At 56.4% G+C, this 24010-nt stretch carries 18 protein-coding genes; 14 read left to right on the forward strand and 4 right to left on the reverse strand.

The features are described from left to right. Nucleotides 1-201: 201 nt before the first annotated feature. Genes COA65_01485 through COA65_01495 form a run of 3 tightly spaced genes read left to right on the forward strand, consistent with a single transcriptional unit; the run spans nt 202 to nt 4725 of the window. Nucleotides 202-1626, forward strand: coding sequence for a hypothetical protein (locus COA65_01485; protein PCJ61649.1), 1425 nt, complete (start codon nt 202-204; stop codon nt 1624-1626). Continuing rightward, complete coding sequence (locus COA65_01490; protein PCJ61650.1) at nt 1616-3637, forward strand: radical SAM protein; 2022 nt, start codon at nt 1616-1618, stop codon at nt 3635-3637. Before COA65_01485 ends, COA65_01490 begins: the two co-directional genes overlap by 11 nt. Then, nucleotides 3631-4725, forward strand: a complete 1095-nt coding sequence (locus COA65_01495) for a homoserine O-acetyltransferase (GenBank protein PCJ61651.1) — start codon at nt 3631-3633, stop codon at nt 4723-4725. Before COA65_01490 ends, COA65_01495 begins: the two co-directional genes overlap by 7 nt. A gap of 7 nt (nt 4726-4732) precedes the next feature. Here the strand turns inward: COA65_01495 and COA65_01500 are convergent, their stop codons facing one another. The 4 genes from COA65_01500 to COA65_01515 are packed head-to-tail and all read right to left on the reverse strand — an operon-like array spanning nt 4733 to nt 12850. Beyond that, nucleotides 4733-6316: a hypothetical protein gene (locus tag COA65_01500; GenBank protein PCJ61652.1), complete on the reverse strand. Its 1584-nt coding sequence runs from the start codon at nt 6314-6316 to the stop codon at nt 4733-4735. 2 nt (nt 6317-6318) lie between these two features. Continuing rightward, nucleotides 6319-9336 carry an NHLP bacteriocin export ABC transporter permease/ATPase subunit gene (locus COA65_01505; protein ID PCJ61653.1) on the reverse strand — a complete coding sequence of 1006 codons (3018 nt, stop codon included), beginning with the start codon at nt 9334-9336 and terminating at the stop codon, nt 6319-6321. Next, complete coding sequence (locus COA65_01510; protein ID PCJ61767.1) at nt 9333-11537, reverse strand: NHLP family bacteriocin export ABC transporter peptidase/permease/ATPase subunit; 2205 nt, start codon at nt 11535-11537, stop codon at nt 9333-9335. The genes COA65_01505 and COA65_01510 overlap by 4 nt, the downstream gene beginning before the upstream one ends. Nucleotides 11538-11569: 32 nt before the next feature. Continuing rightward, entirely contained in the window at nt 11570-12850 is a 1281-nt protein-coding gene (locus COA65_01515) for an NHLP bacteriocin system secretion protein (protein PCJ61654.1), read from the reverse strand. An 893-nt stretch (nt 12851-13743) separates the two neighbouring features. On the opposite strand from COA65_01515, the gene COA65_01520 reads away from it, so the two are divergent. The 11 genes from COA65_01520 to COA65_01570 all read left to right on the forward strand — a co-directional run bounded on the left by COA65_01520 (nt 13744) and on the right by COA65_01570 (nt 23999). Beyond that, entirely contained in the window at nt 13744-14685 is a 942-nt protein-coding gene (locus COA65_01520) for an NAD(P)-dependent oxidoreductase (protein ID PCJ61655.1), read from the forward strand. A 15-nt stretch (nt 14686-14700) separates the two neighbouring features. Continuing rightward, a complete protein-coding gene (gene pseB / locus COA65_01525; protein ID PCJ61656.1) occupies nt 14701-15684 on the forward strand; it encodes a UDP-N-acetylglucosamine 4,6-dehydratase (inverting) in 984 nt (327 codons plus the stop codon). Beyond that, nucleotides 15684-16910, forward strand: coding sequence for a UDP-4-amino-4,6-dideoxy-N-acetyl-beta-L-altrosamine transaminase (gene pseC, locus COA65_01530; protein ID PCJ61657.1), 1227 nt, complete (start codon nt 15684-15686; stop codon nt 16908-16910). Before pseB ends, pseC begins: the two co-directional genes overlap by 1 nt. After that, nucleotides 16898-17446, forward strand: coding sequence for a hypothetical protein (locus COA65_01535; protein PCJ61658.1), 549 nt, complete (start codon nt 16898-16900; stop codon nt 17444-17446). The genes pseC and COA65_01535 overlap by 13 nt, the downstream gene beginning before the upstream one ends. Nucleotide 17447: 1 nt before the next feature. After that, on the forward strand, nt 17448-18362 hold the full coding sequence (locus COA65_01540) for an aryl-alcohol dehydrogenase (protein PCJ61659.1): 915 nt from the start codon (nt 17448-17450) through the stop codon (nt 18360-18362). Then, a complete protein-coding gene (locus COA65_01545) occupies nt 18359-19684 on the forward strand; it encodes an aspartate aminotransferase family protein (GenBank protein ID PCJ61660.1) in 1326 nt (441 codons plus the stop codon). Before COA65_01540 ends, COA65_01545 begins: the two co-directional genes overlap by 4 nt. A 3-nt stretch (nt 19685-19687) precedes the next feature. Next, on the forward strand, nt 19688-20746 hold the full coding sequence (locus COA65_01550; protein PCJ61661.1) for a hypothetical protein: 1059 nt from the start codon (nt 19688-19690) through the stop codon (nt 20744-20746). After that, nucleotides 20740-21753 (forward strand): N-acetylneuraminate synthase, encoded by a 1014-nt coding sequence (locus COA65_01555; protein ID PCJ61662.1) that lies wholly within the window; start codon nt 20740-20742, stop codon nt 21751-21753. The genes COA65_01550 and COA65_01555 overlap by 7 nt, the downstream gene beginning before the upstream one ends. A gap of 6 nt (nt 21754-21759) precedes the next feature. Beyond that, entirely contained in the window at nt 21760-22455 is a 696-nt protein-coding gene (locus COA65_01560) for a transferase (protein PCJ61663.1), read from the forward strand. 36 nt (nt 22456-22491) lie between these two features. Continuing rightward, nucleotides 22492-23262 (forward strand): dTDP-6-deoxy-L-hexose 3-O-methyltransferase, encoded by a 771-nt coding sequence (locus COA65_01565; GenBank protein PCJ61664.1) that lies wholly within the window; start codon nt 22492-22494, stop codon nt 23260-23262. A gap of 38 nt (nt 23263-23300) precedes the next feature. Beyond that, nucleotides 23301-23999, forward strand: coding sequence for a hypothetical protein (locus COA65_01570; GenBank protein ID PCJ61665.1), 699 nt, complete (start codon nt 23301-23303; stop codon nt 23997-23999). The last annotated feature ends 11 nt before the right edge of the window (nt 24000-24010 follow it).

A 24010-nucleotide genomic window follows, 5' to 3' on the forward strand; every position in this document is an offset into this window, starting at 1 on the left:
CCGCAAGCCTAGCCTAGGGGATGTGCTTTGGCGACTCAGAAAAACATTACAAAACATTGCAATTATGCAAGGTTTTAGAATGTTTTTCTTATCCTTCTCGCCTTGTCAATGCAGCCCTTGGAGATGTAGGCTTTACGGCACGCACCGGCCCATCGTGTCGGCCATTGTCAGGGGCGCTTTGGCAAATGGATTGAAAACAACATGACCATTCGATGGCGCAATAGCTTTATTTTGATGGTGGTATCGGCTTCCCTTTCGGGGTTGCCCGGTTTCGGTGCCTTTGCGCAAAGCCTTGAAGCAACGCTTGCCTGGGCCTATGAGCGCAATCCGAATCTGGCTGCCGCCCGGGCGAATTTACGCGCCACCGACGAGCAGCTTCCCCAGGCAAAAGCAAATTTCTGGCGGCCGTCGATTACCCTTAGCGCCGAGGAAGGGCGCTCGCACATCACGCAACGTGATCGGGAGGTTGCCGCCGGTGTCGGCAGCGCGACCGACAAGACAACGACGGATGCGACGGATCGAAAATTTGGCTACGACGTCACGTTGCCGATCTACCGTGGTGGCCAAACCGTGGCGGCCATCCGGGAGGCCCGCGCCGAGATTACCAGGGCCGAAGCCGACTACATGACCACCGAACAGCAAATTCTCAAAGAGGTTGTCACGGCCTATACCGACGTTGTGCTTTATCGCACTCTCGTCGACATTGTTGGGGGAAATGTCAATGGCCTCCGCAATCTTGAAAAAGAATTGATAGAGATGGTCGCGGCCCAGCAGCGCACCACCATTGATCTGGCTCAGCTACGCGATTCGCTGGCCCAGGCCGAGGCGCAACTGGCCCAGACCATTGGCCAACGCGGCGTGGCGCATAGTCGCTTTCAGGCAGTTGTAACCGCGGCGCCTCAGAAGCTGAGCCGTTGGCCAAAATTTTCAAATTTGCCCGCCTCACGCGAAGCGGCGCTTTCGCTTGCCCAGGCGCGGAACCCCACCCTTCGCGCAGCGGAGAGCGGCATTCGCACCAGTGAAGCAAGGCTGCGGGGCTTAACCGGCGTCTTGCTTCCCGAAGTCAGCCTCTTTCACAGCTATACCCACGAAAGGGACAAGTCCCGCTATACCGGCAATGCGGGCGCGTACGACGAAATCGACAGCGAGAACACGTGGCGTTACGGCGTGCGCATGACCATGCCGCTCTATGAGGGGGGTGGCAACCATTCGCGCGTGCGTGCGGCAAAGCAAAACCTGTTTGGTGCGCGTATGACCTTGCAGGCGGTGGCATTGACCGTCGAGAATCAGGTCAACAGCGCCTGGGAGCAGCTCATATCGGCACAGCAGGTCGCCGCCATCAACCGGAAAAGGCTGGTCGAATCCAGAAAGGCAAAGGAGGGCGTAGCCTATCTGCTGCGTCGCGGTTCCACGACCATGCGAGAATTTCTCGACGTCCGCGAAAATTATCTGAATGCCATGACCGCCATTGAACAGGCCGAACGCGAAGTGGTGCTGGTTTCCGCCGATTTATATGCCTCCACCGGGGGGTTGACCGCCAAGGTGCTTGCCCTGCCGGTCGATTATCAGGACCCTGAGGCCTATCGCAACCGGGTGGAGGATCAGTTTTTTGGGCTTGGCGACTGATCCGGCAACGGCGTCCATTGATGCGATCGACGATGCGATCGACGTGGCGCTGGTTGCCATGCCATATGCGGCCGTGCAACGGCCCTCGATTGCCCTTGGCCAATTAAAGGCGGCCCTTTCCCAGGATGGCCTGCGCGCCAAAGCCTTTTATCCCAATTTGCTGTTTCTCGATTTTGTCGGGATGGAGACGTACCAACTGTTCGAAAAGGTGCGCACGGAAGATCTGCTTGTGGATTGGCTGTTTAGCGGCGTTGCCTTTCCGGATTTTGAAACGGACCATGCGCGTTATCTCGAGCGGTTGATGGTGCGCAATCGCGCGCTTGCCAAGGATCAGGACCCCAAGGCCCTGACCGCGCGGTTTTTGGAGTTGCGGAAACAGATTCCGGACTTTGTCGATTGGGCCGCCGACAAGGTGCTGGCTGCCCGCCCGGAAATTGTTGGCGCGACATCGACGTTCCAGCAACATGTGGCGGCTTTGGCGCTTCTGCGCCGGATCAAGGAACGTGCGCCGGACGTGGTGACCATGCTGGGTGGTGCGAATTGCGAAACCGTCATGGGGCGAACCACCCATCGGGCGTTTCCCTGGGTGGATTACGTCGTCTCTGGCGAAGCAGACGGGTTTATCGCCCAGCTTTGCCGGGGCGTCTTGCGCGATGGGGCTGATCTTTCGGCGGAGGATCTTCCCGAGGGCACGTTTGGCCCCGTGCACCGCGCGCAGGGCTATCCACAGGCCGCGAATGGCGACGGGCTTCCCCGTGCGACGACCCAGGACATGTCAAAGGTGCCATTGCCTGATTACGACGACTATTTTCAGGCCCATGCCGATTCGCTCTATTGCAAACATATTCGTCCTGGCCTGCCGATCGAGACGGCCCGCGGCTGCTGGTGGGGGATGAAGCAGCATTGCACCTTCTGCGGCCTGAACGGCGGCGGCATGGCTTTTCGGGCAAAGCCGGCGACGCAAGTGCTGGACGAGATTGACGCGTTGGTTGCCCGGTACGGCATCTCCAATCTGGAAGCCGTCGATAACATTCTCGACGTAAATTATTTCAAGACCCTGCTGCCGGCGCTTGCTGCCTCGAAGCGCGGGATCAATCTGTTTTATGAGACGAAAGCGAATCTCAAGCCTGCCGAGCTTCGCCAGCTTATTGCTGCTGGCGTCAACTGGATTCAACCCGGCATTGAAAGCCTGCACAGCGACGTGCTGAAACTGATGCGCAAGGGCGTAACGGCCTGGAACAATGTGCGTCTTTTGCGGCTATGCCGGCAATATGGGTTGCGTGTTTCCTGGTCGCTTTTGACCGAATTCCCCGGTGAGGATGACGTCTGGTATGAGGAAATGGCGGCCTGGATTCCATGGCTCAGCCATTTGCAGCCGGGCGGCATCGCCGCGTTGCGCTTTGATCGCTATAGCCCTTACTTCAACGAAGCGGCGCGCTTTGATTTGGAACTCACGCCAAGCGAACTCTACGCTTACGTCTATCCATTGTCGCCGGGGGAACTTGCAGACCAGGCCTATTTCTTTGAGGAAGTGGGCGCGCAGGACCATGGCCGAAGCCTGCAGCATGGCGGCGCCACGGAACGTCCGGGTCTTGATGCGGTCCGGGATGCGTTGCGCGCCTGGCTGACGGCCTGGCGTGAGGGGCCAATACCGATTTTGACGATGCGGGAAGAAGCGGGCGTGCTGTTGGTTGAAGACACGCGGTCTTGCGCCACTGCTTCCACGCACCGTCTCGTTGGCGTTTCCAAACGCCTTCTGGAAGCGGGTGAGGCAACGCCGCCACGTTCCCGTTTGTTTTCTGACTTGGCGCGCGAAGGCCTTTCCGAAAACGCGATGGAAGAGGCGCTTGCCGAACTTGTCGAGCGGCGCCTTGTCCTGGAAGTGGATGGGCGTGTGCTGACGCTTCCGCTGCACGACCCGGTGTTGCCGTTGCCGCCGCTTGTCGATTTTCCTGGCGGGTATTTTTTCCGCGATCCCCAGGAGGATGCGTTGATCTCGGTGGCATCGTGATTGTTCATACCGAAACCGTTGTTTTTGACGAGCCCTTGCATTTGGAATGCGGGCGCGACCTGCACCCTTTCGAGATTGCTTATGCGCGCTATGGCGAATTGAACGCGGCGGGCGACAACGCAATTCTGGTGTTGCATGGGCTGACCACCGATCAGCATGCGGCCGGCCAAAGTGGACCGCAACGGCGGCCGGGCTGGTGGGATGCGGTCATCGGGCCCGGCAAGGCAATGGATACCGACCGCTGGTGCATTATCTGTCCGAACGCGTTGGGCAGTTACGGCGGCAGTTCCGGTCCGGCGTCGTCCGACCCAAAAACCGGACGTCCTTATGGCATGCGGTTTCCCATCGCAACGATTGCCGACAGCGTGGCGAGCCAGGTGCATTTGGCAGACCATCTTGGCATTCGCCGCTTTCATGGGATTGCGGGTGGGTGTTTTGGGGGCTTTCAGGTCCTGGAATGGATGGCGCGGCATGGGGATCGGGTTGGGCGCGCTGTTGTAATTACAGCGACGCCGCGCACGTCGGCGCATAATCTGGCGCTGTGGTCGGTTTTACGGGACGCAATCCGAAGCGATCCAAACTGGAAGGGTGGCGATTATTACGATGGCCCGCCGCCTGACGCGGGTTTGGGGCTGATGGCGAAGTTCGGGGCGCTCTTTTGGATGAACCGCCAAACCTATGAACAGAAATTTGGGTTGCAACACCTTGCCGGAAAAGTACCCGCATATGGGTTTGAGCCGGAATTCGAGGCCGAAGCTTTCCTGGAAAACGTGGGTCGAAATGCAGCCGGGCGGATGGATGCGAACAGCCTGCTTTATCTGACCCGGGCCGTCGATTATTTTGATATGACGCGTGGGCATGGATCGTTACGCGACGTTTTTGCCAATTACCGCTCGCCGACATTGCTGGTTAGCTATGCCAAGGATTGGCGTTATCCGGCGGAAGAAATGGCGGAAATCGCAACCGTGCTGGAAGCGGTTGGCGCGCCGACGCATCATATGACCCTGGACAGTCCCGGCGGTCATGGCAGTTTTCTCTACGACACGGCTGGATTGACGCCGCTGCTGGGCGACTTTCTGGCGACCTGACCAGCTTTCAGGCTGGCCGGTAATGGTCCAGCGAAAGGATTGGGGCACCGACCATGGCGGCACCAAGGTCGCGCTGATGGTAGGGCCGAAGCCCGGCGCGCCATGCGGCGCGTCGGTGCACGTCGATCTCCACCAGATATTGATGGGAAAAGCCGTGGGTTGCTTCCAGGCAGGTCAATACATTGCCTCCGATCCGCGCTGCTGCCAGTTCGGGGGCGACGACATGGGCTTCGATGACGATCATGCCGTGGCGGGAAATATGGGGCTGCCAGGCGGCAAAGAAGGCACCTAAATCTGCTTCCAGCGCAGCGGCGGGAATGAGGCTGCCATCGGGGGATACGAACACCGCCTGGGACAGCGGATCGGCAATGGGCTCTGCGTAACCGCGAAAGTTGCGGTTGTGGATCACCGATTTGCTGACGTGGAGAACGTTTTCAGGGGCCAGTCCTGCCGCTGCCAGGGCATCGGCCAAGGCTGCCGGTTCACCAATGTCGCCGGCCAATGTTCTATGCGGCACGTCGGCATCCCGAAGGGTTGCCGACGTTATGTCCTGGGCGACGCGGTTGTATTCAACCCCCACCATCGTCAGGGGATAGCGTGCCAGTTGCGCGCCTCTCCGGGTGCGCGTGGCAATGGCCTGGTACAGTTCGCGCAACAGCGTGCCGTCGCCAGCGCCACAATCGACGACGGCGCATGGCTGTGCGGACAAATCCGGATTGTCGAAAAGGGGCAGGGCGACCTCGAAAAAAGGATCGCGGCAATTGCGCGCAAAGACCAGGCCGCTGAAGCGCACGTCCATCTCGCGATCGACATGGCCTTCGATGTTTTCGTTGTCACGTCCAAGCTTGACCGTCGCGCCTCCCCGCATCAATTCCGGCACGGCGGCCAGCGTTTCCAGATAGCTCACCGAGTGAAAATATTGCGGTGCCATGGTCATGGCCGCGGCCCCTTCTGCCGTGAAGGCGACGTGTTCCGCGCTGCGCTCGATCCAGCCTTCAAAGAGAAGCAGGTCAAAAACCCGGGCCAGGGTTTCCGGTGGTGCCGGAAGTTCGGCAAGGGCGACCTTACGGCCGGCTTCGGACCCAAAGGGCGTAAAGAGGCCTGTTCTTGTGCCGGTTGCCATCAGTGCCGCCATCGCGGCCCCACGTAATTGCAGGGGAATGCGCGTGTTGCCGCCTTGCTTGGGAAGTGGCGGCATGGGCGCTAGCGGCGTCTTTCCTGTGATCGCCGGGGCGATTGAACGAGCAAAGGCAAGCCATGATGGAACGGCGCGGTAGGCCGCGCGTTCGTTGAGCCAGGCGCGGCCGCTTTTCGTTGGCAGGACATGGGTGTCGCCGCGCAGAATATCGCCACTGCGTTCAACCCAGCCCTGAAGCGCCAGCAGCCGTGCCGCCAAATGCACATAGCCGCGCTTTAACCCATGTGCCGCCGCCAGTGCGTCCAGCGGCAAGGGCGTCGTCGCGTCTGCCAATTTGGCGAGCACGCCTGTTTTTTCGAGGGTGGCGACAGTGGAGCCGATGGCGAGCCCATCGATATGATGGCAGAGTTTTTCCCAGGCAGCCTGTGCGGGATTCCCATGGATGGCGCCCATGTTTAGGCCATTTGCCGCCGGGCCAAATCGGCGAACAGGCCGTCTTTCGCCATCAGCGTCTTGAAAGTCCCTTCTTCCACCATGCGGCCATCGGAAATCACATAGATGCGGTCGGCGTCGACAATGGTCGATAGCCGGTGTGCGATGACGATGCGCGTCGCGCTAAGGGCTTTTAAGCCGTCGCTGACAACCGCCTGGGTTTCGTTATCAAGGGCGCTGGTGGCTTCATCGAAAATCAAAAGGCGTGGTTTCCGTACGACGGCGCGCGCAATCATCAAGCGTTGGCGCTGGCCTCCGGACAAGGTTGCGGCACCTTCCCCAAGGAAGGTTTCCAACCCCATCGGCATGCGTTCGATGTCCTTGTCCAGTCCGGCCAGACGGGCGGCTTCCATTGCGCCGTCGCGGCTTAGATTGGCACCTGCGGCAATGTTTTGAAAAAGCGAACCGGATAACAGACGGCCGTTTTGAAGGACGACGCCAAGCTGGCGGCGCAAAAGCCGCTTGTCCAGCGACTTGATGTCCTTGCCGTCATAGAAAAGCGAGCCGCTCTCTGGCGTATCGAAGCCCAGCAGCAAACGTACCAAGGTCGATTTGCCGGCGCCCGAAGGGCCGACAATGGCAATAAACTCGCCCGGCCTGGCACGCAGCGATAGCCCATCGAGGATAAGCGGCCCGTCTGCGTCGTAGCGAAAGCGCACGTCGCGAATTTCCAGATCGCCCATTAATTCGCCGGGGTCTTCCGCTTCTTCCTGGTTTTCCTTCTCTGCCTCAAGGATTGGTTGAATGCGTTCGTAAAGCGGTTTGATGGTAGCCAAATGCACCAGGGTTTGCGTGATGCCGAAGACGGCCCCCAGGAATTGCCCGAAGGCAACATGAAACGCCATGAATTTACCGGTCGGCATGATGCGGTGAAGCGCTTCGGCGTCGATCTCTGCCCAGGTGCTTGGCGTTTTAAAGAGGGCCAGAAACTCATGGCCTTGCAAGGCGACCACTAAAATCAGTCCGCCAATGGCAAGGAAGTGGAAGCTGCTCTTGAAAACAATGAGCAAATTGTTGAGGCGTTGTTGCAGATAACTCACGCGAAGCAGGCGGGCATAAGGGTCGGCCCAGCGTGCAAAGGCGCTTGGTTCGGCGCCGGCAACGCGCAGTTTGCCGATGGCACCAAGCAATTGCAGAACCAGCCCCTGCAATTGTCCGGTCAAGGCCAGGGTTTCGCGATTGTGCGACAGGATGCGGCGGCCAATCAACAGCACGACGAAGCTATAAAGCGCCGCCACCACGACGGTCATCGCAGCCAATCGCCAGCTTACAAAAACCATAAAGCCAAGGCTGAACAGGCCAGACACGACGTGGAGCAGCGAGGCGGTTGCCGCCCCCGTCATTAACGCCCGTATGCGATCGATGCCCTGGGCGCGGTTGGTAAGGTCGCCGACAGTGAAACGACGGAAAAAAGAGGCGGGCAGGCCGAGCAGGCGGTCCCAAACGGCCGATTGCACGCGGTTGCTCATGCCCCCTTCCAAGCGCAGCATGGCGAGGGATTGCACGAGCGAGAAGGCGGTTATGGACACGCCCGCAACGACCAACGCCGCGATCAGGATGCCAAGCTGACTTAATTGCGCTTCGGGAATTACGGGATCGACGATCCAGCTGGTAATGATCGGCAGCGCCAGAGATAAAATGCCCGTGACGATTGCCATGGCGGCGATTGTCGTGGTGTCGTAGCGCGTGTTGCGAATGCCAAATTTAAGAAGTTCGCGTGGGCCAACCCGCCGTTCGGCGAAGGGGGCACAAAAGATGAAGGCTTCCGCAGCAATTTCTTTTGCCAAAGCTGCATCTACTGGTCGGATTGTGCCGTCATCGGGGTCCGCAAGTCGGTAGCGTTTCACGCCGACCGGCAGCAGCGCGCAAGGGCGCTTGTTAGGCCCGTAAAACCCCAGCAGCGGCCCTTGATCGCTTTGCCACCAGTCATCCGCCAGGTGAACTTTCCGTTGCAGCAATCCGCATTTATGTCCAAGGGCGCCGACCGGGTCTGCGTCGCGCGCGATGGCAGCTTCGACCGTCAGAGGCATGGCGATATGAAGGCCCATTTCCCGCCACACCAACATTGCCGCCGCTGCGATGGGTTCTTTGGGAAGTTTGACAAGGGGGACCCGTCTGTTGGCCAGGACGCCACCGAGGCTGGCCAGCGCGTTGGCAAAAGTTGCGCCGCGGCGTTGGCGGGCCGCCTGTACGCGCTGGAACTCTTTGTCGCGCCGGGCGACAACCTTGGCGGCGATGCGCGCAATGGCGTAATCCTGAAAAGCGGCGAGGTCACTTGCGGCTTGCGGCGTTGCCGACCAAGCGTTCATGGTCAGAGGTTGAACCTGGCCGTCAACGCCGGGCTGTACCCAAAGGCCAGGGGCCATTGGAATATGCGTGGCCTTCTTTTCCTGTTTCGGAAGTGTTAGCGACGCCGCATCCGTTGCCAGCCAGTAAACGCCATGATTTATGGCAATTGGGTGGTTTTCGGTCAGGGTCAAGGTGGTCGACGGATCGACAAGATGCACGGTCTTTGGCGGTCGGGTCTCTGCACTTGCCATTGCCAGGCAGGTTAGCCATTCCGTTAGCGCGGCCACAGTGGCTTCGCCAAAATCATCATCTGTGGCTAGACGAAAAAGAGAATGCCAATCAAAGGCAACCAGTTCGGCACCATTCGAAGGCACCGCTAAAAAATGGGAATTCTCCTTGCTGCCAAGGGGCAAGGCGAGGCCGCCCGCTTCGACGCGCAGCACATGATGCCGCGTTTGCTCGCCATTCGGCCCGGCATCGCTATCGGACAAAAGAAAGAGATCAAGCGCACCCGACAACACCAGCCAGCCTTTGGGCGCCGCATCCAGTAAAAAGGCTTCATTGGCGCCTAAACGCCGGGTTTGCCCTTCAAGGGCCAACGCTTTGACAAGACTCTGTGCCGGTTCTGCCCAAACCGGTTTTATGGCTTCTTGCAGCCCGCCTTCGCCGAACAGAAAATCGAGGCCGCTCATTGCATGGCCGCCAATTCGGCATAACGGCCCTTTGCTGCCATGAGTTCGGCATGGGTGCCGCGTTCGATGACCTTGCCTTCGTCGAGCACGATGATTTCCTCGCAATCGCGAATCGTGCTCAGACGGTGGGCGACGATGATGCAGGTGCAGCCGCGGCGGCGTAAATTATCATCAATTTCCTTTTCGGTTGCGGCATCGAGTGCGGATGTCGCCTCGTCGAGGACCAGAACACTTGGATTGCGAACCAGTGCGCGGGCGATTTCCAGACGCTGCCGCTGCCCACCGCTGAAATTTGCGCCCATTTCGGCCATCGGGCTGTCATAGCCGCCCGGGCGGGCGGCAATCACATCATGAATGCACGCATCTTTTGCGGCGGCGAGGATTTCACTGCGCGAGATGGTCGGGTCCCACAAGGTAAGATTCTCGGCAATCGTTCCTTCGAACATAAAAATATCCTGATCGACCGATGCAACCGATGCCGTAAAGGCCGAGCGCGGAATTTTTACAATGGGCCGCCCATCGTAAAGAACCTCACCACCCGTTGGTTGGTAAAGGCCCAGGATCAGGCGCCCAAGAGTCGATTTGCCACTGCCCGAACCGCCAACAAGGGCAACCCGCTTGCCCGGTGTCAGCGTCAGGCTGAAATTTTCGATCAACGGCTTTTCAAGTGGGTCGTAGCCAAAACGGACGTTCTTTAATTCAACATGGCCGGTTAATTTGTGGGTTGGAGCCGACGGCGCGACCGCTTTGTTCGCCGCGGCCGGTGGTGCCATGTCTTCGGAGGCGAGCATGGGGTCTTGTTGGTAGCGCAGCACGTCGTCCAGGCGCGTGATATCGCCCTGGATCTCCTGGATTTGGCTGCCAAAACTGACCAATCCCTGGACCGGTGCTGCAAACAGGCCAAGCAGGATTTGAAACGCGACGAGGCCGCCGATCGTCAACTCACCATAAATAACCAGCCAGGCACCGCCGCCGAGCACCGCCGCCGTCGTCAGTTGGCCGATCAGGCTGGGCGCGCTGCTGAGCAGCGTCGATATGGCGCCCAATTGCTGGGAGGTGTTGACCGCATTTGCCTGATACCCCGACCAGGTGCCGAAGAAGTCGTTCTCCGTGCCCGTGGATTTCAGCGTTTCGATTGATTGCAAGCCGGCCATGGAGGCACCGCTCAACATGGCCATCTGGTTTAGCGCGACGCTGTTTAAATCTTTCCGTCGGCGGGCGACCAGACGCAGAACCAAGACGTTTAACAACGTCAACGCGACAGCGACAGCCGTTAACTTCACGCTGTAAATGGACATGGCAACGGCGAAGAAAACAACCGTGAGGCAATTGACGGCGTTGGTAGGCAGGGGGCCGGACAGCAAGCCGGCCAAACGATGGCAGGACTGCACGCGATCGGCGATGTCGCCGACGTAACGTTGCGTGTAGAAGACAACCGGCACGCGAAGCACGTGCCAGAAAAACTCGCTTGCCGTGGTGACAGCGAGTTTTGTTTGTAGCAGCAACAAGATGCGTTGTTGCAGATAGGTGAGGCCGCTGCTTAAGACTGCCGCGAACACCACGCCGATCAGCAGGGGCAAAATCCAGTCGTTGAAGCCAAGGACCAGCACATCGTCGATAAAGGTTTTCAGGAAAACGGAGAGCAGCAAGCCGGGCACGACCAACAGCAGGCTTGTGGCCATCAGATAGCTCACCGCGGGCAGGGAATTGGCAATCCGCGCGCCCAGCACCTTGAACAGGCTGCGTCGGTGGCCGCCTTTGCGAAAATCCGGGCCGGGCTTGATGGCAAGCGCGACCCCGGTAAATTTTTCGCCGAATTCCTTGAGGGTGACTTTTCTAGGCCCGCTGGAGGGGTCGTTGAGGAACGCGTATTTGGCGGAAAAACCTTCCACCACGACGAAATGGTTGAACCCCCAAAAGGCGATATAGGGCACCGGCTCGGCTTTTGCTTCTTCCAGTTCAAGCTTCAGCCCCTTGGCTTCCATGCCATAGCTGCGCGCTGCGGCAACGACTTTGGAAGCCTTGGCGCCATTGCGCGAGACGCCGCAGGCGACGCGCAATTCTTCCAGGGGCACGATGCGGCCGTAATAACCCAGTAAAATGCCAAGCGCCGCCGCCCCGCATTCGACAGCCTCCATCTGGAGAACGGTCGGCGTTCGTACCCGGCGCCGATGCGCCACTTCTTTCGTGGGCGGTGTCATGGGCGGTGTCATGGGGGGTGTCATGGGCGGTGTCATGGGCGTTTGCCGGCAATCCATGTTTTGTAGATCGGCACGATCAGATCAACAGGCGGAATTTCCTGTATAATGATGGATGTCAAAACCGTTGTTCCGGATGTAATTCGGACCGGGGGGCCGCTTGAAGAGGACCAGGCAAGGCCACTGACAGTGGCAGGGTCGCGCATGAGTTCAATCTCAATCTCAATCGGTGCGCCGCCGGCCAGCATCTCTTCGGTCAGTTTTGGGTCGCCGAATTTGTTATCCAGGACGGCGCCGGTTACCGGCATCGCGCTAACCGATCGTACCTTGCCGATGATCGAGCCATAGATGTCGCGCTCGATCGACGTTGGGCTGATCTGCGCCTGCATGCCAGGCATGACCCGCTTTCCTTGAGCAACAGGAAGGTAGGCGTAGGCCAGCAAGCCTGTGCCGTGGCCTTCGATTTCCACGAGTTCCATGGCAGGCGCGACCAGCACGCCGGGTTTTGTGGCAATTTCCGTGACCACGCCGTCAACGGGGCTGTAGATGGCTTTTTCGGTTTCGACGGTTGCTTCGACTTGGCGCAGTTCCCCACGGGCCTCGAGGACTTTTTCATCAAGCTGAGCCAATTCTTGCTCACGCGAGTTTTCGAATTCCGTTTGTTGGGCGCGTTGCTGCGCGATTGCGACCCTGGAATCACGAATGCCTTGGGTTACCTCATGGAATTGCGTTCGGGTGACGTCGTGTTCCTGGCTGGTGATGTAGCCTTTCGCCAATTCACGCGCTTTGATGGATAGCTGTTCTTCAAGATAGCGTTCGCGTTCTTGCAGGGTTTGAATCTTTGCCTCAAGCGCGCGGATCTGCGCTTCCGTGTTTTGCCGCCGTGACGCGATGTTGCGTTTGATGAAGGTGGCCTGTTTTTTGCGCTGGGTTTCTAGTGTTACGACGCGGGTTTTCGCCGTAACCCGCCGCGCTTCCATGTCCGGCAACCGCAACAGCACCAGGCGGTCGCCTTTTTTCACCTGTTGTCCGACCGTGACATCAACGGCGGCCACTTCGGCGGCGGTCGGCGCGGTCATCTCATAGACGGTGCTGCCTTGTTTCAGGGCAATGCCCAACCCCTGCGCCCGGAAAGGGATGGTGCCAAGAAAGCACCAGGCAATGAAGGCGACGACGATGACGCCAAAGGTTGCCAATGCCAGCCAATTGGCGGGCGAGATCAATTTCAGCGTGGTGTCCAATTGCTGCGGATCGCGCAGTTGGTGCAGGGCGTCGCTACGGAATAGGTCTTTTTTCATCCGTTTTTTCCTTCCCATCGCAATCCGGAACCTCACGCAGCGCGCATCGCGCGGCGCCAGAGAAGCCTATCCGAAAATAGGGAGGTTTGCTTCCTTTGTCGCCTGAAGCCTGGAAGCTGGGTCCTTGGTTCGTCAAATCAGCAGCGTTACGCTGCCGACGAAAAGAAGGGCGTGAATGCCAAGCTGCAAAAAGAAACGCGGCGGAAAGCCAGGCGCATTTTCCGCGTCTTTCGCTTCGGTGCGTCGGGCTCAAAAACCTGTCGCTGGAATGGCCATGCGCAATCACGTCGTTCGAAAAGATAGGGCACAAGGGTGTGGGCTCTCTCGCCAGGCCTTCTGCCATCGGGCGAATATGAAACGGCTAAGAAATAGGTAGAATATTCACTGCTCAATAATTAGGCTTTTTGCGTCTGAAATCCTCAGAAATAGAAGCTCGACATGGACGATCGTGGCCTAATCAGGGCCGACGGCCTGCCCCAGGATTTTAGCGGGGCCTCGACAGGTGAGGGGAGGCTCACCAGAGTGACGGGGAAATTAGGTAATAACAGCCTGAGATTAAATAGCTTTATTGACTTTTGATGTCTTTTTAATTTATCGTTCATCCGGTGAACTATATTGACGTTCATCCGGTGAACATGGTAAATGGAAGTCTCGACAAAGTTGGGTGGAGCCGATTCACCTCAACGGCGGTAGCTTGCCAGAATATCCTCTGTAACTCCCTGCTTTCATAAAATCTTCTTCTGGACCGGCGATGGTCTGCATGGATGAAAAACAATCTGCATTCGAAGTGTCCGCACTCAATTGTCAGACAATAAAGAGACTTGGTTGAACAATAGCGCCTGCCCCAAAAGCGGCCTTTCCGTACGCGGGGCCTGTGGGGCGGCCCATAGGCGGAATGCGGGTATCGGGGCGTGAAAATCGCGAAAAAATGGTTGATTGTGGGCGCAAGTGGCCTGCTTGGCGGGCGGCTTGCCAGTTATTTGCAGGCCCGCAATCATGAGGTTGTCGCGCTTTATTGGCAGCATCCGCTTTTGGGAAATCTCGCGCGTTTCGGTTTGCAAGTGAATTTGCTGGATGGGAAGGATGCCTGTCAGCGTGCCATATCCGACATTGCCCCTGACGTTGTTATCAATTGCGCCGGCCTTACGAATGTTGACCAATGCGAAGATGACCCGGATCAAGCGGTTTTGCTGAACAGCAATCTGGCAGGTCGCCTTGCAGACGCTTCCAACAGGCAGGGCTGCTTTTTTGTCCATATATCAACGGACCATCTTTGGGATGGCAGATGTCGGTCGGTTGCCGAGGATATGCCTCTCGATCCAATCAACGTTTATGCGAAGACAAAGGCGGGCGGGGAGGTTGAAGTGCGCAAGGCGCATCCCCAATCCCTTGTTCTACGGACGAATTTTTTTGGGCCCAGCCTTCCATGGCGCAAGTCGTTTAGCGATTGGTTGACCGAAGAATTATGCGCCGGCCGTCCTATCAACGCATTTTCAGACGTTTTCTTTACACCAATTGCGACGGATTTGCTGTGTGCACGGATTGTCGAATTGGTCGATAAGAAGGTGTCGGGTGTGTTGAACCTTGCGGGGGGCGAGCGGGTCAGCAAATATGACTTTGCAATGCGCTGGGCCGAACGGACGGGTCTGGATAAAAGCTTGATTCACGCGGGCCTGGTCAAGGACCGGAATTTAAGGGCACCGCGTCCGGGCGATATGTCGCTCGATTGTTCAAAGGCAGAGGCCATTCTTGGTCGCCCGATGCCGTCTCTGGACGAATCCTTCCTGGCTCTGGATGAATCCTTGCTGACTTACGATAGCTCCCATACAAACTGCGAAACAGAAACAAAATGAGGCCACTCTAAAGCGATGGACATAAACGGAAGTTCGGTTCTTGTCACCGGCGGCACAGGCTCCTTCGGGAAAAAGTTTGTGAAGCTACTTTTGGAAAAATACAAGCCGCGACGTCTGGTCGTCTTTTCCCGAGATGAATTAAAGCAATTTGAGATGAGCCAGGAATTGGACGCACCAAATCTGCGTTATTTTATCGGCGACGTTCGCGATGAGGCGCGGTTGCGCCGGGCTTTTCAAGGCATCGATCTTGTGATTCATGCCGCCGCGCTTAAGCAGGTGCCGGCAGCGGAATACAATCCGATTGAATGCATCATGACGAATGTAATGGGTGCAGAAAATGTCATCAACGTTGCAATCGATAGTGGTGTAAAAAAAGTTGTGGCGTTGTCAACTGACAAAGCGGTCAACCCTATCAATCTGTACGGTGCCACCAAGCTTTGTGCGGACAAGCTATTCATTGCGGCGAACAATCTTTCCGGCAGCGATGGCACGCGTTTTTCCAATGTCCGTTATGGCAACGTGATTGGTTCGCGCGGCAGTGTGGTTCCTTTCTTTAAAAAGTTGCGTGAAACCGGCACGATTCCAATTACGGATTCTCGCATGACCCGTTTTTGGATCACCCTTGACCAGGGTGCCCAATTTGTTGCGCGGTGTGTCGGGATGCTGAACGGTGGTGAGACGTTTGTTGCCAAGCTGCCATCGATGCAGATCACAGACCTTGCGGAAGCCATTGCCCCCGGCTGCAAACAGGAGATTGTTGGCATTCGTCCTGGCGAAAAACTTCACGAAGTGATGGTGCCGTCTGAAGAAGCCCGCCACACAATAGAACTGGATGACTTTTTCGTTATCAAGGGCGAGCAGGTGCCTGACCGAAGTGAGGGCGATCCAAACCTTTATGGGGGACAGGTGGGGACGCCGGTCGATGAAACGTTTCATTATGCCAGCAATACAAATGACGAATGGCTAAGCGTTGATCAATTACGCGCGGTGATTGATTGATGGCGCGCCGACCCCTGCATTATGGCCGCCAAGTGGTGGACAGCGAGGACATCGCGGCCGTTGTGGAGGTTTTGAAAAGCGATTTTCTAACCCAGGGCCCGGTTGTGGCCCGCTTTGAGCATGCGGTTGCCGATCGCGTCGGTGCGGCGCACGCCGTGGCTTTTGCAAATGCCACCGGGGCACTACATGCGTCGGCCAATGCGTGCGGCATTGGCCCCGGGGATGTTGGAATAACGCAGGCCATTACCTTTTGTGCGTCGGCCAATGTCTTTCGTCATTGCGGCGGCGAGGTTGCTTTTTGCGACATCGATCGGGATAGCATCGGATGCGATCCCAAGGCGCTTGCGACGGTGATTGCCCGCGAGGAATCTGCCGGGCGACAGGTAAAAGCCGTAATGCCCGTGCATATGGGTGGGCTTAGCGCGAACAGCAAGGCGATCCGTGAGGTGGCTGGTTCGCGGTTTATTATTGAAGATGCCTCCCATGCGCTTGGTGCAGCCGATGAGAACGGTCGCCCGGTGGGCTGTTGCGATCATGCTGATATTTCTGTTTTTTCGTTCCATCCTGTGAAGCCGATTACAAGCGGAGAGGGTGGCATTGCGACGACGAATGATGCGGCATTGGCAGACCGGCTGCGCCTGTTTCGCAATCATGGAATTGAAAAAGAGGCGGATAATTTCCGTTTTGCGGAAACGGAAGACGCAGCGGGGGACGTGGGGCCCTGGTACTACGAGCAGCAGCAGCTTGGATATAATTACAGATTGTCAGATGTGCATGCCGCTCTTGGGCTGTCTCAGATGGGAAAGCTCAACGCCTTTGTTCAGAGGCGTCGCGCGCTTGCTGCGCGCTATGACAGCGCATTTCGAGACTGTGTTCAGATCACGTCGTTGCAGGCCAATGCAGCCTGGCGCAAGCAATCGTCGCATCATCTCTACCTTGTGGCGATTGACTTCGAAGCGATAGCTATTTCGCGCCGTGAGGTCATGCGTGCCCTTCAGGCAGAAGAAATCTGGACGCAGGTTCACTACATCCCGGTGTATCGGCACCCTTATTATAGGGATCGCTATGATCTGTGCTTTGACGACTTCCCTGTTGCCGAGCGCTATTACGCGAACACGCTAACCCTACCGCTTCATCCCGGCATGACGGATGCGGATGTGGATCATGTGGTCGCGGCACTGGGGCGTGCTCTTAATTTATCATCGTCAGGCGAATGCAAAACCTGAGCGAGCAGTCGTTTAGGCTGTCTCTGCTGCCTGAAAGCGATCATGCGGAACTGCGTGTTCTGCGCCAGGGGGATATCACATCGGCCTATATCGACGGAATGAACGATCCCGAGGTTCGGCATTTTGTTTCTATCAATCGGGGCGTACTCAATGCGCAATCCGTTCAGAATTTTGTCATGGACAATTGGCAACGGGAGGATTGCCTGCTTTTTGGGCTTTTTATCGCAGGCATCCATCGTGGGAATGTGCGACTCCATGAATATGACGGGGCATCCATATGGCTTGGCATTGCTCTCTTTGACCGGTCAATATGGGGGCAGGGGTTTGGTGTCCGGATGATTTCGGCGGCCAGCAACTTTGCTCTGAACGAATTGTCATGCCTTTCGGTTCGGGCGGGCGTTGACCGTAAAAATGAGAAATCCGTCGCTGTTTTTTGCAACGCGGGCTTCTCGGTCTTTGAAGAAAAGCCGGATGGTTTCGTGATGGCGCGCCATTGCGTTTCGGATCTTTCGCACGGTGAAGCCGGTTCTCGATAAATTGACGATCGGCACGGTTAATTTCGGAATGCCTTATGGGGCCGTTCCGGGAGCCGGGCAGGTGCCGGTAGAGGAAGTGGCGGCAATTCTTGCGGCCGCCCTTAAAAAAAACATTGATCGCTTTGATACGGCGATCGGGTATGGCACGGCTGAAGATGTGGTCGGCCGGGCGATTGGAAAAGCGAAGGCTCGGGACGCAAAAATTGTCACGAAGATTCTTCCTTTATCTGGAAAGACGCTGGACGAAGCGGCTGCGACCAAGATTGTTGAACAAATTTGTCAAGCGCGTGATCGATTGGGTGTGCGTCAACTGGACGCCGTGCTGGTGCATCGTGCCGCAGACCTTATTGGGTCTCAGGGGGGCGCGCTGTGGGACGTTTTGCAGCGTGCCCGCGACGACGGTTTGGTTCGGAAGATTGGCGTCTCGCTCTATGACGCCTCGGACATTGATGCCGTTCTGGATCGGTTCAACCCAGCGGTTGTTCAGCTGCCTGTCAGCCTTGCAGATCAGCGGTTGATCGGTTCTGGCCATCTGCAGAAGCTTGCCGAAAGGGGCGTTGAAGTTCATGCCCGTTCGGTGTTCCTGCAAGGTGTTCTGTTGGCGGAATCACATGCGGTTGATGCGTTGTTTGGCCGCGCCGTTGCGGAAATTGAAGCCCTCGACGCGGTCGCACGGGCGATGGGTGTGAGCAGGCTGGCACTGTGTTTGTCCTTCGTCGCACAACTGCCGCAAGTTTCGCGGGTTRTCGTCGGTGTCAACAGTGCAGACCAGTTTTATGAGATTGTGGCTGCTGCCAGCCGGTTCATCAAAACAGACGTTTCAGAGACCGATGCCTGTGCCTGGAAAGATGRGCGATTTCTTAATCCATCCCATTGGCCAAAATTGAAAGAAGCAACCCTGTTCAAATCAGAATGACGGACCCTTCCAAAAATAAAACATTTGCCGCCAGCAACGCGTTGTTGAAGCAGGCATTGGCGACGATTCCTACCGGCTCGCAGACGTTTAGCAAGTCCCATATCCAGTTTCCAGATGGTCATGCACCGTTGTTTGTCGACCGGGCGCAGGGGGCTCATTTTACGGATATCGACGGCAATGTGTTCGTCGACCTTGCCATGGGGCTGGCTGCGATTGGCCTTGGCTATTGCGATCCCGACGTGGATGCGGCCATTCGCGAACAGCTTGCGTGTGGCATTTCCTTTAGTCTGCCGACGCGGCTTGAGGCTGAGCTTGCGGAGCTGATCGTTGATGTGGTGCCAAGCGCCGAGATGGTGCGTTTTGCAAAGAACGGATCCGATGTGACCTCGGCCGCTGTTCGGCTGGCGCGGGCCTATACGGGGCGCGAACGGGTACTTGCCTGCGGATATCATGGCTGGCACGACTGGTATATCGGTACAACAACCCGTGACCTTGGCGTTCCGGGAAGCGTTCGCGTCCTGACGGACAGGGCATCGGCCAATGATCCGGAGACGGTCGCAACAAAGCTTGCCGAACACCCCGACGGCTTTGCGGCAATCATCGTAGAGCCGATGTTGCTGGACAATCCGAAAGCCGCCTTGTCTGAAATCCGTGCTTTGGCGAATCGGTCGGGCGCCGTGTTGATTTTCGACGAAGTGGTGACGGGCTTTCGCTTTGCTCTGGGTGGGGCGCAACAGCTCTATGGTGTGACGCCGGACCTGACTTGCCTGGGCAAGTCGATGGCAAATGGCATGCCGTTATCGGCTGTCACGGGACGGCGAGACATCATGCGCCTGATGGAGGATATCTTTTTTTCAGGCACGTTTGGCGGCGAAGCACTTTCGCTAGCCGCATCGCTAGCCACCATTCGAAAAATCCGCAAACAGGGCGTTGTTGAACATTTATGGGCGATGGGGGGGCGATTGCAGACGCGGTTGCGCCAGACGATTGCAAAATACGGACTTGGGGATTTGCTGTCTGTGATGAACGAGCCCTGCCTTGGCTTCATCGCCGTATCGGAAGGGCGTGGTAATTCGCAGGCGGTCAATCGCACGTTCATGCTTGCCGAAATGATCCGCCATGGCGTGTTTATGAACGGGTCATTGACCATATGCCATGCGTTTGGTGAGGAGGATTTGCAGAAGGTTGCAGAGGCCTTTGACAGCTTTGCCGAACGTTTTTCCAGGGAGCTTGAGATTCCGGGCCTTGAGGCGCGTCTTCCTTATCCTCCCATCACGCCAATTTTTACGGTGCGAGCGCCGAATGCTGAGAAAGAAGGTTGAGCCTTGAAAAAGATGGCAAGCATCGTCTTTCGTGTGGCTGCGGGTCCGAAAATCGGTTTTGGTCATTTGGCCCGCACGATGGTTCTTGCCGAGGCGCTGCGCAACCACGGGACGGCAGTGCATTTCTGTATTCCCGGCGCCGGGGATGGGGTTTTAAGCCTGCTTGATGAAAATCGCTTCATGGCATCTGTTTCTACCGATGTGTTGCCAAAAAAGTGGCTGTCTGAAACCAGAGCGGACGCTGTTGTCTATGACCTGGTTCACACAGATTGGCAGGCCGAACAGGACCGGCTTTTTGCTGAAATGACGGATGTCTGCAAGGCCGCTGTGCCGATTGTATTTTTCGACGGCTATGGCCAGAAAAATTACCGGCGCCAGATTGGTGCGCCGCTGGTTGATTTTATTGTCGCGCCTTACGTTGGTGAAACAGGTCCCTGCCCAACCCACGCGCTCTCCGTTCTGACTGGGCCACGATATTTTCCGCTTGCGCGAAATTATCAAGATGTCGGACGGCGTGGGACGCAAAGCATGGTTTTGCGGATTCTTGTTACATGCGGCGGCGCTGATCCATATATGGCCTCGCCAAAAATTTTAGAGGCCCTTCTCAGCATGCCGGAGAGTGACATTGAAATCGACGTTGTGGTGGGTGTCTTGTTTTCTAATGAAAACAGGCAGCAGATTGAGGCGCTTGCCGCGCGTGCGCCGGATCGAGTTCATCCAGTCTATGCACCGCATTCCCTTGTCGTGCAAATGCAGAACGCCGATCTTTGCGTCACTGCCAATGGGCTGACCAAATACGAATTGGCGGCCATGGGTGTTCCGACAATTGCTGTGTCGCTCAGCCCGGCGCATCACCAGGCCAACCTGGCCTTTGCAGAAAGCGGTAGTTTGAAAGTTTTGGGCATCTTGAGCGACCTTGACGGGGCAACGATTGCGGACGCTGTTTCGAAAATGGTTGAGGATGCAGATGGTCGTAGGCGCATGTCCCATGCGGGGATATCCCTGGTGGACGGGCAGGGCGCGGACCGTGTTTTAAAGGAAGCAAAGTTACTCCCATGCTGAACAATAGTTTTAAGATTGAGGGTCGCCTTGTTGGTGTAGGGGCATCGCCCTACGTGATTGCCGAGGCCGGATCTAATTTTAATCAGTCGAAGGACGTTGCGCGCAGATTGATTGATGCTGCGAAGGCGGCTGGGGCGGATGCGGTTAAATTCCAGCTTTTTCGTGCGGATGTGCTTTATCCGGATGGTGGCGAAATTTATGATATTTTTAGATCAGTGCAGCTTGATGCCGATTGGTTACCGGACCTAAAGGCCCATGCGGTTGCGCAGGGATTGCATTTTTCAGCGTCGGCTTTTGATCTGGAATCCATTCATGCGTTGGCAGACCTGGGCGTACCTTTTTTAAAGGTGGGCTCGTCAGAAACGACGAATCTGGACCTGGTTGCCAGAATGGCTGCAATCGGCAAGCCCGTGTTTTTATCGACCGGGATGTGCGGTCTTGGCGAAATTTCGGATGCCGTTGAGGTTTGCCTCGGCCTGGGTCTTGCCGACATTGGTTTAATGCAATGCCAGTCGATATACCCGCTTGAAAATGCCGATGTGAATCTAGCGGTCATGGATATGTTGCAATCCGCCTTTGGCGGGCCGGTTGGATTTTCAGACCATTCGCTTGGAATTATTGCTCCGATTGCGGCGGCGGCACGTGGTGCCCATTCGATCGAGAAGCACTTTACGCTTGATCGTTCCATGAAAGGGCCCGACCATTTCTATGCTTTGGAGCCGGACGAATTGAAGGCCATGGTTGAAGGTGTTCGTACGGCGCATGAGGCGATCGGGGAAAGCAGAAAGCGTATTCTACCGTCAGAGCGCGAGCATGGGCGGCGAGACGGTTTGTGGCTGGCGGTAGACATAGCCAAAGGCGATAAAATTACTGCGGAGCTTCTGGAAATCAAACGCCCGGCGATTGGCGTGAAGGCAAGGCACCTAAAAGCGGTGATCGGTGCGCGGGCCGGGCGGAATGTTTCGGCAGGAAATCCGTTGACCTGGGACGATTTAAACTTTTCCTGATCAAGGATGGCAGGGATTATGAAGAACCTGATTATCTTCGGCACCCGCGAAATTGCGGCACTGGCACGCTATTATTTTGAGAACGATGGCGACCGTCGGGTAGTGGCATTTGCCGTTGATGACGCTTTTGTTGACGAGGATAGCTTTGAAGGGCTTCCCGTTGTTCCGTTTAGCGAGGCCGTGACCCGGTTTTCACCCACTGCAAATGCAATGCATGTTGCGCTCTCCTATCAGGGGCTGAACAAGTTTCGTGAAGAAAAATACCGGCAGGCCATTTCCGCAGGCTATGAACTGGCTTCGTACATTTGCAGCAAATCTGCAACCTGGCCGGACATTTCCGTTGGCGACAATTGCTTTATTCTTGAAAACCAGACAATTCAGCCGACGGCAAAAATTGGGAATAACGTTATGATCTGGTCGGGGAATCATATTGGGCATGGAAGCGTCATTCATGATCATGTCTATGTCGCATCGCATGTCTGCATTTCAGGACATTGCGACATTGGTGAGCGAAGTTTTCTTGGAGTGAACGCGACGCTGAAAGATTTTACGCGGGTTGGCAGCGACTGTTTTGTTGCCATGGACGCATCCATTTCGAGCGACTTGCCGGATGGTGCGGTTGCCTTGGGCAATGGGGCAACGGTGTTCCCTGCGGAAGATCGGCGCGCGCGTGTGCTGAAACGTCAGTATTTTGGTGAATAATCCAAGCTTGTCTTTTTAAACATATTGGATGGATTTATGGGTAGCGATCAGGAAAAGTTTGGATACAAGGGCGAAACCAAGGCTAGCGATGAACAGCTAGCGCATCGAGAGGTGCTCTATCGGCTGTTTCGCGAACGCCCAATGCCGGATGACCAATTGATGATTTGTCTGGGCCTTTTCATGCGCAGTTCAGCCCTGGCAAAAATATTATTCTTAAATGAGCTGTACGAACTGATTAATGACAAGCCCGGTGTCATTGTCGAATTTGGAACATGGTGGGGCCAGAATCTGGCGTTGTTTGAAAACCTTCGCGCCTTGCATGAGCCGTTTAATGCCAGCCGTCGTGTGATAGGATTTGACACCTTTACAGGTTATCCAAGCGTATCTGATCAGGACCGCCGCAGCGAAACGATCGTCGAGGGCGGGTACAAGGTCTCAGATGATTATGAAAACTTCCTTGATTCCTTGCTGCGCTACCATGAAGACAACAACGTTCTGCGCAACGTCCGAAAGACGGAATTGGTAAAAGGCGATGTGGAAAAAACAGCAAAAGATTATTTTGGGAAACACCCGGAAATTGTGATCGCGCTTGCGTATTTTGATATGGCCCTATACGAGCCATCAAAGGCAGCCTTTGAAGCGATCAAGCCGCANTTAATCCCAGGCAGCGTGTTGATGCTGGATGAGTTTAATTCACGCGAATATCCAGGCGAAACGGTTGCGTTCCAAGAGRTTATGGGYGATTTGTCTTTTGAGTTTCGCAAGTCCCGCTTCATGACCGATCGAACCATCGCCATTCTTCGTTAAGGCGYGGCTTCTTTGTTGCGATTTGAAAAGGGCCTGAAATGAAATTGCTTGAAAGGCATCTCGATTGGGGTGGGAAGATCCCCGTGRCTGAGYTGAAGGCTSTCTCGGCGGATGTCATGGCCAGCAATATTGTTGTCCTGAAACAGGTTTTTCCAGAAGCTGTCATGGACCGTTGCAAGGCAACCTTGCTGGCGTGGCAGGCGGGGCATCCTGAAAGCAATCCAGAGCGGCTGCAGGTAAATGCCCATTGGTGGCGCCGCGACATCAACCCGCCGTCGAAGACGAAACATCTCTTTGAAACCTTCTGCTTTGTTTTTAAGGATGAGGAAGATGCGCTTTCTGAGATAGCCACGGTCTTTGAAAACATGGGGGCAATCTGGCGGGCTCTTACGGGCCGGACGGAGACCATGGTGGTTGATGCCGGGGGGAAGGCACTTCGGCCACAGGCAATTCATTATCCGCGTGGGGGCGGTTTCTTTGATTGGCATGTCCACGAGCTTGCACCACAGGGAATAGGCCTGATTTTGGGATTATCGAAAGACGGTCGGGATTTTGAAAGTGGTGGCACCCTGTTCAGGGAAGACGGTCAGGAGCTTGATAGTGTTAAGGCCCATGACATTGGCGACATCTGCCTTTTTCGTTACGACGTGGATCATTCGGTCGGAGCGGTTGACGGAAATTATCCGCTTGAGTGGGGTGGGACGGGTCGGTGGACCATGGTCCTGCCGTTGATGTAACGGATGACGGG

It is taken from the genome of Rhodospirillaceae bacterium (assembly GCA_002746255.1).
In the GTDB taxonomy this organism is placed as follows: domain Bacteria; phylum Pseudomonadota; class Alphaproteobacteria.